Genomic DNA, 10,111 nt, shown 5'->3' with positions numbered 1-10,111 from the left:
GAACTGCACCCCAATTGTTAGACACACCTAACAATTGGAGGTGTAGTTTTTTTATGGGAAAGTATCTTTTAGAAACGAAGATTGCGGCTGTTCATGCATATCTAGACAATGTGGGATCCTATAAGGACATTGCTTTGGAGTACAATGTTGATCCTACAATGTTAGTCGTTTGGGTGGCCCTGTTCAGGGAACATGGATTGGCAGGCTTTCAGGAATCATATACAAATTATTCTATAGAGTTTAAAATGGACGTACTTACTTATATGAACGAAACGGGAGCGTCCACGAGAGAAGCCTCTGCCGAATTTAACATTCCGTCCCCAAGTACGGTTTGGAAATGGCAGAACATCTATGAAACACAAGGGATTGACGCTCTCTTACCAAAGAAGAAGGGGCGTCTATCCATGAAGAAAGAACCTAAAAAGAATCTACCCATTAAAGGATCAGACGAGGAATTAATAGCTGAGAACGAACGGTTACGGATGGAGAATGCTTATTTAAAAAAGCTGCACGCCTTAATTCAGGAAAAGGAAAAGTCACAGTACAAGAAAAAGCGCAAATAGTTTATGAATTAAGGCATGATTTTAAAGTGACAGAGCTGGTGAAAATGGCTGAGATAAAACGCAGTACGTATTATTATTGGGTAAAGCAAATGAAACAGCCTGATAAATATGAGAAAGTTAAAGAAGTCATCCAACATATCTTTGACAAACACAAGGGCCGCTACGGCTACCGACGAATCACATTAGAGTTGCGTAACAAGGGTTTTACCGTGAATCATAAAACGGTATTGCGTTTAATGAAAGGACTGGGATTGAAGAGTCTTGTCCGCATGAAGAAGTACCGTTCTTACCGTGGAAAAGTAGGCAAGATTGCCCCTAATCTTTTAGAGCGAGACTTCCAGGCAGAAGCACCTAATGAGAAATGGGTGACCGATGTAACGGAGTTCCATCTATTTGGTGAGAAGTTATATTTATCACCAGTTCTTGACTTGTATAATGGAGAAATTATTGCTTACCAGATTGAGAAACGTCCTGTTTATTCCCTCGTTTCCAAAATGCTCGATAAGGCCTTTGAAAGGCTGGGAGACAAAGAAACCCCTATCCTCCACTCGGATCAGGGATGGCAATACCAGATGAATCAATATCAGCACGCATTAAAACAAAAGAGAATTACACAGAGCATGTCCCGTAAGGGTAACTGTTTGGATAATGCCGTCATGGAGAACTTCTTTGGCTTATTAAAGAGTGAGCTACTTTATTTAGAAGAATTTGAGAGTATGGAGCACTTTATACAGGAATTGGAGAAGTATATCTATTATTACAACCACGATCGTATTAAGGCAAAATTAAAAGGCAAGAGTCCGGTACAATACCGAACTCTTGCCCCTCAGGCTGCCTAATATTTTGTGTCTAACTTTTTGGGTTCGGTTCAGAGTTAGTGTTCCCTTCAGTGCCTTTTTTTATAAGTTTAAATGATTCTTTAATTCAGTTTTAATATTTTCATGGGATTGGGGTGAAATTACCCAATAATAGATTCCGTTAATTTTCGTTCCGCTACCTTCGATTTTCATCTGCTCAATATTTCCAGCTGCGGATTTATAGTGACTTTGAATAGATTTCATTTCGTCAAATGTGATATTGGTTGAAACGTTTTTTCCTAGGGCTTCAAATATATTATCAAATTTCGTTAATGTGCCAACGCTGGCACCTTTATTTACAATTCCCTGGATAATTTGGCGTTGTCTGTTTTGTCGTCCGAAATCTCCTTCTGGATCACTTTTTCTCATTCTCACGTAAGCAAGAGCTTCTTGTCCGTTTAGATCAATTTGTCCTTGAGCAAAGTGGAACTTTCCTTCTGTGAATTCACGAGTATTGTTTACTGTGACTCCTCCAACTGCATCTACTATATCCTGAAAGCCTTCCATATTCATTTTTACATAATAATCAATCGGGATATCCAGGAACTTCTCTACAGTATCCATTGACATTTCAACTCCGCCAAAGGCATATGCATGGTTAATCTTATCCTGGGTTCCACGACCGACAATTTCAGTTCTTGTATCACGAGGAATGCTCAGCATTTTCACCGATTTTTTTTCTGGGTTGATTGTCAGGGCTATGACTGTATCGGATCTTCCTTTATCGCCAGCACGCTCATCGACACCCAGCATAAGTACAGTAAAAGGTTCTTTGTTATTGAATGCTATTTTTCTGCCTTCTCTATCAATGGGTTGATGCATTGTTTCAACAGCATCTGACAGAGAGTTATATAAAGAAAAAACATAAGCTCCTAAAGCAATGAATAGTATCAAAAAAATTGTCCCAGTGATTCTCAGCCATTTTCTTTTCTTTTTTGTGTTCCTCTCGGCTCTCACATTCTTACCCCCATAGTTTTACAATTTCAATACTATAAAATAATAGCAGATATATCATTATTTGAATATAGGCTTTATTTAAAACCTGGTAATATCTACTAAGTACGATGTTTTTTGTAAATAAACTTTGATATAAACCGATAAAAAGAATAATTAAAGCTTTTTCCATAACACATCATGAAGGAGCAGTAAATTTTGTTTTGATTTGTTATGGAAATGACTTTAAAAATCATAAAGGGTGGGTAATGAGTGAAAAAGTCATCATTGATCAAAGCAATCGTTTGCCTAATGGTTCTTCTATCTTTTTTAGTGCCACTAGAAAAAGATGTTGCCGAAGCTGCATATACCTATAAGGCCAAAGTCAATGTGGATATATTGAATGTCCGGTCAAAACCAGGAACTGGATATTCAAAGGTAGGCAAACTAAAGAAGAATGATATGATTGCGGTTGTGGGAAACTCTAAAAGTTGGTCAAAGGTCTCCTATGGAAAAAAAACAGGTTGGGTCTCCTCAAAGTACCTGACTACAATAACGAGCAACGGCTATGTAACTGCTTCTAGTTTAAATCTTAGGAAGTCATATTCAACAAAAAGTGCTGCTATTATTTCTTTGCCAAAAGGAACTGCTGTAACAATAATGGGTCAAAACAAGCTGTGGCTGAAAGTATATGTTCCTTCAAAAAAGAAAACAGGTTGGTTTGCTGCTAAGTATATCTCTGAAAAAAAGCCTGTCCTTGATTCTAAACCAATTGGCACGTACTATGTAACAGCGAAAACCACCCTTAATATTAGGCAAAAGCCTAACTCTACCGCAAATATTGTAGCAAAGACACAACACGGAGAAGCTGTTAAAGTATATAGCAAAAAAGGATTATGGTATGAAGTTCAGCTTTCATCTGGACAGAAAGGCTGGGCAGCTGCAAAGTTTTTGAGTCTAAAGAAGCCGGTGATTAAGGCTGCTGTAGATCCTTCGGCCAGTTCTCCTGAAGATCAGCCTCAAACTATTACTGGTAAATTAGTCTTAAAAGTGAACAGCAATGTAAGGACGGGGCCAGGCACAACCTACCCGATTATTTCCATTGAAAAAGCAGGTACCTTACTAGAAAAAATAGGGGAAGATGGAGAATGGTTTGAGGTAAAAAAGGCAAATGGAGAGGTAGGCTGGGTCGCAGGATGGCTTGTTCGGTCACCTGAATCTGTACTAAAGGGAAGAGTGATTGTTCTTGACCCGGGGCACGGAGGCCGTGATAGCGGAACCAGCGGGAAAATCTATCCTGAAAAACAGTTAGTATTAAGAACTGCTCAGGAGTTGGCGCCATTGCTGCAAAAGGCGGGAGCCAAGGTCATTTTTACGAGAGATAAGGATTTTTATTTAACCCTTGGTCAACGCGTGAATATAAGTCATTTGAATAAAGCAGATGCCTTCATCAGTCTGCATTATAACGCGTTCTCCTCTACTAGTTCAGGACTTATGACGTTTTATTATAATTCTTCCCAAGAAGGCCAACTGGCTAGAATGATTCAAGCGGAAATGATCAATTATACTGGCATGAGGGATATGGGAGCAAAATTTGGGAATTATCATGTTCTTAGAGAAAACAAGCAGCCTGCAGTCTTGCTTGAATTAGGTTTTCTTTCAAATCCAAGTGAAGAGCAGCTGGTAGCTACTTCTGCTTATCAAAAGAAGGTTACAAAAGGAATATATGAAGGAATCTTTAATTATTTCTTAAATAAATAAAAAATAATCCCTCCTGAATAATCAGGAGGGATTATTTTTGCTATGCAAGCTCTGCTATCGCTTTTTCCTTCGGAGCAGCTTTTGCCTTTTTACGTTTAGTCTTTCCAACAATAAACTCACCAAAAGGAAGCATCGAAACCAGCTTGATAATGATCATTGAAACCACAGTTGATCCAATTAGCAATACTATCACTTGGGGTATATAATAGGTTACATATTCGGCAACATAAGGAGCCATAAACCTTTGGACTTGCCAGTGCAGGAGATAGATCCCGAAAGAGTAATTGCTGATAATATTTATGATTTTAGATTGGGGAATTAATTGGCCCCAAGCAAGAAAAACCGCTGTTACTGATAATACTAAAGGATATAAGTCCAGGCGTCTTGAGCTAATTTCACTAATTCCGGCTCTATGTCCAAGATACACAATTCCTAAAGAAACAACTAACATGAATAAGGTAAACCAACGATATTTTAACAGTTTTTCAGATAGATATTTATAATGCTTACCTATCAAGAAAGCAGCAGTGAAGTAACCGAACCAAGCGAAAAATGGCAGTTTTAATGTGTACTCAAGACCATTCATCGGAGGGACTTCACCAGTAATGAAGCTTAAATAAAGAGCCATAACGATTAAACTCAATGGAAGCATCCAAACCATCGATAATTTAAAGCGGACTACAAGATAGTGAAGGATGTACAGCTGAAAGATAACTAAAATAAACCATCCTTCGAATTTCCCTGTAAGGATATTGTCGAGTATTTTTTGGTCAAGTTTTAAATTTGGATTAAAATGTAACCTAACAAAAGCGTCAAGTATTCCAAAGGAGACAAAAGGCAAGTAAATATATTTTATACGCCCAGCCCAAAAGTTATCAGGTAATCGATTTGGATAACGATTGGCTAATATTATAATGGACAAAACAATGAACGTAGGTGTCGCATAGTTAAGGATTATTCTAAAGAAGTAATAGATGTCATATTGTGGGTGCCCTACGATACGTGAGATCTGGGTTGTACTATGCAGGAGGACAACACTTAAGCTGGCAAAAACCCTTAATAGATTCCATTCTTTAACCATGTTGTTCGCCTCTCTTTTTTCTTAGTTGAAACGGATTTAATTATCCTATAAAACTATAAAGTATAACACAGGTTTAGTCAATTTCAAATTATTTACATATGGAGTGATCCAAACATTTCCGTATCAGATCGGTGTATCTTGTTATCGTTTCTTTAGCTTTTGGCTGTATGTTGATTTGGACCATTAAATAATTTAAAATTGTAAAGAAAGTCCAGTTGGACAAATGCACATTCTTTAAATATAACACATCAATTAAGAAATTACAGATTTAGTTGGAAAGAAGGTCTTTAAAATTAATACGAAAAGAATCTTCAATTTAATAAAAAAATCAGGAAAACGAATTATTAATAAAACCCGCAGACAAAAGGTTAAATTAAAGGAGTACTTTATAGACAATCTTATGTCCTACGGAGAACTTCTTAAAGTAGAAGAGGTTGAAGGGATAGTAAGTTTTTATATTGAATTGAATAAAAAATACGAGAGCTTTGAAAAAGAACTAAGCCTGGTTTTCCAAAATAAAGAGAAAGATCTTGTTCTTTCTTTGCCTGGTATTGTGGACAATTCAACAAATGAGAGCGTTGTGTATAAATTTTCTTTAAATAGAAATGAAATAAATCTTCCTGCAGAAAAGAAGAATTATTATCTATTTATTACTGCGCAAGGCAAGAAATTTAGAGTGCGCTTCATCAACAATTTTGATGAAAATCATTCGATAGATTATTTTGAAACCAATACTCATCTGTTTTTTGTGAGACGAGACAGGCATAGAAGAGTTTTTTTTCGAACTGGTTCCCTTTGCGACTTGGAGGCAATGTATGACCTTCCTAATTTCATAACATCCATTAGCTCGGATCGAGATACTGTATTAGCTTCAGGGGAAATTCTAAATGATACTTTTTTAACTCATTTTCCAGACGCTCAATTCTTTTTGACATTAAGAACTTCAAATGGAGTTAACATGAAAGCTCCACTCCTTATTAAAGGAAATGAATATGTTGCTAAGATTGAAATACCGCAAGACCGATATTTGCCAAAGGGTAAATGGAACTTCTTCATTTTAGTGAATGGTGAAGGATTTGAAAAATACTTTCCTTGTTATATAAAGAGAAGGCATGAGGAAAATTGTCATATCGAAATGCAAATCCCAGGATTTAAAGAATCGCTTGTTTTGAGAACCAAGATGAAAAATGGAAAGATTTCCGGGAAATTATCAGCTCAGCCAATAAAGCCTGATTCATTTAATATTAAGTTTCGTGAGGCTGACCAAACATATGCTATTCACTTTAAATTTCCGAAAGATTCCAAAATATTTACAAAAGGTTTCGACGAAATCTATTTGCGTCTTCATCAAAGGGATACAAACGAGTTTTTCGATTATAAGTGTGAGATTGATATCAAGGGGAATCACTTGGAGGTATTGAGCGCTATCCAAATACATCAGCTGACTAATGGGACTATTGATAGTGCCCGAAGGTGGGATGTATACCTAGGTATTAAAAGGTCAGAAGGATTTTTTAATCACCGTATAAAAAACCAGCAACTTTCCCTGATAAATAAGATAACAACCGCATATCTCAAGAGTGATGAAGACCAATATTATACGATGTTCTATCGAACTAAATATAATGGTTTATCATTTGTATATTCACGCATTCCTTTGGTCAAGTATGTTAATGACTATCATATTGACAATGGCCGGCTGATTCTTGAGGGAATTACTAAGTTTTCGTACAACAAATTTAATCATGAAGAAATTATTGTGTCACTGGTGCTTGTTAACAGAATGACTGAGGAGTCCTTGGTTTATAAAGGACGGCGATACGGTGGAAAACAAAAGAAAAAATTTAGTATTGAAATACCTTTAAAAGAGTTAGATGCATTAGTGAATAACTTTAAAGAGATCATCGACTTCTATTTAGTAATGGAAGGCCCTGGTCTTTATAGAAAGGTAAAAATAGGGTTAAAAGAGTTTGACTATTATAAGGACGATATTCAGGTTCATGACGCGGTGGATACTAATTCGGAAATCGTTACTGAATATTATCTTACCATCACACCTAAGGGCAACTTGAAGTTAGAAAGCTTTCGGTATAATAGGAAGTCGTATGAACTTATACAAAGGAGTGCAGATCTAGCACCTTCAAAGAATGTGTGGCTTGTGGGTGAGCGACCAGACACTGCTCAGGACAATGGTCTAAGGTTCTTTGAATATATTAGAGAGAATCATCCTGAAATTGAGATCTATTATGCTATAGAGGAGCATGCGCCAGATGCAGAGAAGCTAAAATCTATTGGCAATGTCCTCTTTATTGGCAGTGATGAACATATAGAAAAAAGTATAGAGGCTTCCAAATTCATCGGGACGCACGATTTGGATTATATCCTTCCTTTTAAGGGAGCCAAAATGAAAAATTATAGGGAAGCTCAAAAAATATTTCTGCAGCATGGTGTCCTTGGCAGAAAGAATGTTCCTTATCATAAGAAATATTATAAATATCCATTTGACATATTTATCGTTTCTTCTATCCCAGAAAAAACCATGGTGGTTAATAAGTTTGGCTATGAATGGCATGAAGTAGCTGCTACAGGATTGGCGAGGTTTGATAAACTGCAGGAGAATCATCATCCTAATCGGGAAATATTACTAATTCCTACATGGAGAGAATGGATTGTTAATGAAGAGAAGCTTATTAACTCAAGTTATTTCAATAAATATCTTAGTTTTATTACCTCGGCTAGATTAGCTGAGATCCTTGAGAGATATGATTTGAAGCTGAATTTTTATCCGCATTACAGGATGCAAGAGTATATAGCCGATAATATTGATATTGATAATAAAAGAATTAGGCTTATTAAGTTGGGAGAAGTAGATGTCCAGAATCTAATCAAGGATAATATCCTGATGATTACAGATTATTCATCCGTATCGTTTGATTTTACTTATCTGAGGAAGCCTGTAATTTATTACCATTTTGATCCTGATATGTTTTTCTCTACTGGAATTTTACGGCCTATCGAGGAAACCTTTCTGGGAGATATTGTTTCTACAGAGGAAGAACTGCTAAATAAAATAGAAAACGCTGCCCTCCGTGATTTCAGGCCACTGGAAATCGTTGACGAGAGATTCGATTGGATCTTTACTGTACAGGATCAAAATAACAATCAAAGAATTCTAGATGTCATTCTAAATGGTATCCAAGAAGAGGAGCCATTATCTGTTGAAAACAATTAGGACTGCAAAAAGAAACACCAACCTTCATTCTAGAAGTGTTGGTGTTTCTTTTCTAACTTATTATTAATATTGACCTTCTCCGTTGCAGTCTTAGACAGTGAATCTATAATTGATAAAACAGCGTTTTCGCTTGAAACTCCATAGGAGTATTTATTCCATTTTTCATTAAAATCATGAAGCTTATATAGGTGAAAATCTTTTTCTTTAATGGAACGTATGATTTCCTGGGTAGAAAAAGCAACAGGACCTGGTACAAGCTTATTATACTCTTCCCAAAAGCCTCTGGATTTTTCATAAGAAGTCAAGTCATAAGGGAAGAAGATCATTGGTTTATTTAATAATGAAAATTCAAAGGGCAGTGAAGAATAATCGGTAATTAAAATATCTGTTACAAACAATAGATCGTTTACATTAGGATAATCAGAAAAGTCATACACAAACCCTTTTAGGTTATCAGATAGCATTGCGCCATTTTTAATTGCCGGATGCAATTTCAACAACAAAATATACTCATCTTCAAATTCCTGTTTTAACTGGTCCAAATTTATACGCAGCTCAAAGGTATCCAGGTTTTCATCCCTAAAAGTAGGGGCGTATAGTAATACTTTCTTATTGCGAAGGAAAGGATATTTAGAGCAAAGCTTATGGGTGATATATTCCTTTTTGCTTTCATCAAAAAAGAGGTCTGTTCTTGGAATACCTGTTCGTCTGATATTGGCTTCAGGGACTCCGAATGCTTTTTGGAATATTTCAGCCATTGAATCCGATCCGACTAAGACCTGATCGAATTTCCCATAAACTTTTTTAAATCTTTCCTGTGCAATTTTACTTCTCATGGAAACGGATTGGTCTTCCAACCCGAACTTCTTTATAGCTCCGTTTGCATGCCATATTTGCATACATGTAACATCTGGCTGGAATTTCGCAACAGCCAAAAAAGGATAATAATTATCTGCAACAATTACTTTAGCAGTTGCTAAGTGGTATACAGACTGAATAAATTGAAGGAAATGTCTTGGGGTGAATACCAAAACTGTCGCCTCTTTGAATACATTGAAATGCCCCTTAATCTTTTCAGTCGATAAAAAAACAGTACGACAAGAGAGCTCTTGTCGCTTCATTTCTTTATAAATATAAGAGTTGTTTTCAGGAAAAGTGGCAACAAATACCACTTTTTTTTGAATGGGTACTAGACTTACTAGTTTGAAGATGATGGAAAAAAGCCTTAGATACAAGAAAATGGCTAGTTCTCTAGCCATTGTTAATCCTGAACAGGTCTGTTTTTATTTTTGATGTTGAGATTCCAACAGTTCTAGGCAGATAAATGACCTCGCAATAATCTTTTAAGAAGTCAAATTTACCTTTCCAATCATCACCCATTACAAATATATCAATGTCGTGCTCGATTACATCCTTAATTTTTTGTTCCCAGTCGTTCTCAGGAATCACCTTATCAACATATCTGATGGATTCCAGAATCATTTTTCTGTTATCGAAGCTATGATAAGACTTTTTATTCTTTATCTTATTGAATTCATCAGTTGAGATTGCAACTGTCAAATGATCGCCAAGGTCTTTGGCGCGCTTTAACAAATTAACATGGCCCCAATGAAGTAAGTCGAATGTGCCGTATGTTATCACTTTTTTCATTCTTTACCCTCCTTGCCATATTACTGAAAATATA

At 36.2% G+C, this 10,111-nt stretch carries 7 protein-coding genes; 3 read left to right on the top strand and 4 right to left on the bottom strand.

Going from position 1 to position 10,111, the window contains the following annotated elements; translation table 11 throughout:
* Window positions 1–53 precede the first annotated feature (53 nt).
* A protein-coding gene (locus EJA10_RS18350) for an IS3 family transposase (protein ID WP_125481483.1) occupies window positions 54–1,402 on the top strand; the annotation gives its coding sequence in 2 pieces (ribosomal slippage) (window positions 54–513 and window positions 513–1,402; 1,350 coding nt in all).
* A gap of 60 nt (window positions 1,403–1,462) precedes the next feature.
* Here EJA10_RS18350 and EJA10_RS18345 read toward each other — a convergent pair.
* A complete protein-coding gene (locus tag EJA10_RS18345) occupies window positions 1,463–2,377 on the bottom strand; it encodes an LCP family glycopolymer transferase (RefSeq protein WP_125481482.1) in 915 nt (304 codons plus the stop codon).
* A gap of 249 nt (window positions 2,378–2,626) precedes the next feature.
* Here EJA10_RS18345 and EJA10_RS18340 point away from each other — a divergent pair, with 249 nt between their 5' ends.
* Window positions 2,627–4,114 (top strand): N-acetylmuramoyl-L-alanine amidase family protein, encoded by a 1,488-nt coding sequence (locus EJA10_RS18340; RefSeq protein WP_125481481.1) that lies wholly within the window; start codon window positions 2,627–2,629, stop codon window positions 4,112–4,114.
* Between the two features lie 40 nt (window positions 4,115–4,154).
* Here the strand turns inward: EJA10_RS18340 and EJA10_RS18335 are convergent, their stop codons facing one another.
* The gene (locus tag EJA10_RS18335; protein ID WP_125481480.1) at window positions 4,155–5,195 is read right to left on the bottom strand and encodes an acyltransferase family protein; all 1,041 of its coding nucleotides are present in this window, start codon (window positions 5,193–5,195) and stop codon (window positions 4,155–4,157) included.
* Window positions 5,196–5,595: 400 nt separating this feature from the next.
* Here EJA10_RS18335 and EJA10_RS18330 point away from each other — a divergent pair, with 400 nt between their 5' ends.
* Window positions 5,596–8,427, top strand: a complete 2,832-nt coding sequence (locus EJA10_RS18330; protein ID WP_125481479.1) for a CDP-glycerol glycerophosphotransferase family protein — start codon at window positions 5,596–5,598, stop codon at window positions 8,425–8,427.
* A gap of 29 nt (window positions 8,428–8,456) precedes the next feature.
* Here EJA10_RS18330 and EJA10_RS18325 read toward each other — a convergent pair whose 3' ends face one another.
* Together EJA10_RS18325 and tagD are read right to left on the bottom strand one after the other, a co-directional pair.
* Window positions 8,457–9,686 carry a CDP-glycerol glycerophosphotransferase family protein gene (locus tag EJA10_RS18325; RefSeq protein WP_125481478.1) on the bottom strand — a complete coding sequence of 410 codons (1,230 nt, stop codon included), beginning with the start codon at window positions 9,684–9,686 and terminating at the stop codon, window positions 8,457–8,459.
* Window positions 9,679–10,077, bottom strand: a complete 399-nt coding sequence (gene tagD, locus EJA10_RS18320; RefSeq protein ID WP_125481477.1) for a glycerol-3-phosphate cytidylyltransferase — start codon at window positions 10,075–10,077, stop codon at window positions 9,679–9,681. The genes EJA10_RS18325 and tagD overlap by 8 nt, the downstream gene beginning before the upstream one ends.
* Between the last annotated feature and the right edge of the window lie 34 nt (window positions 10,078–10,111).

It is taken from the genome of Mesobacillus subterraneus (assembly GCF_003937825.1).
GTDB classification, from domain to species: Bacteria; Bacillota; Bacilli; order Bacillales; family Cytobacillaceae; genus Mesobacillus; species Mesobacillus subterraneus.
Note: the sequence above shows the minus strand (reverse complement) of the source record. Positions and strands in the feature narration are given on the sequence as shown.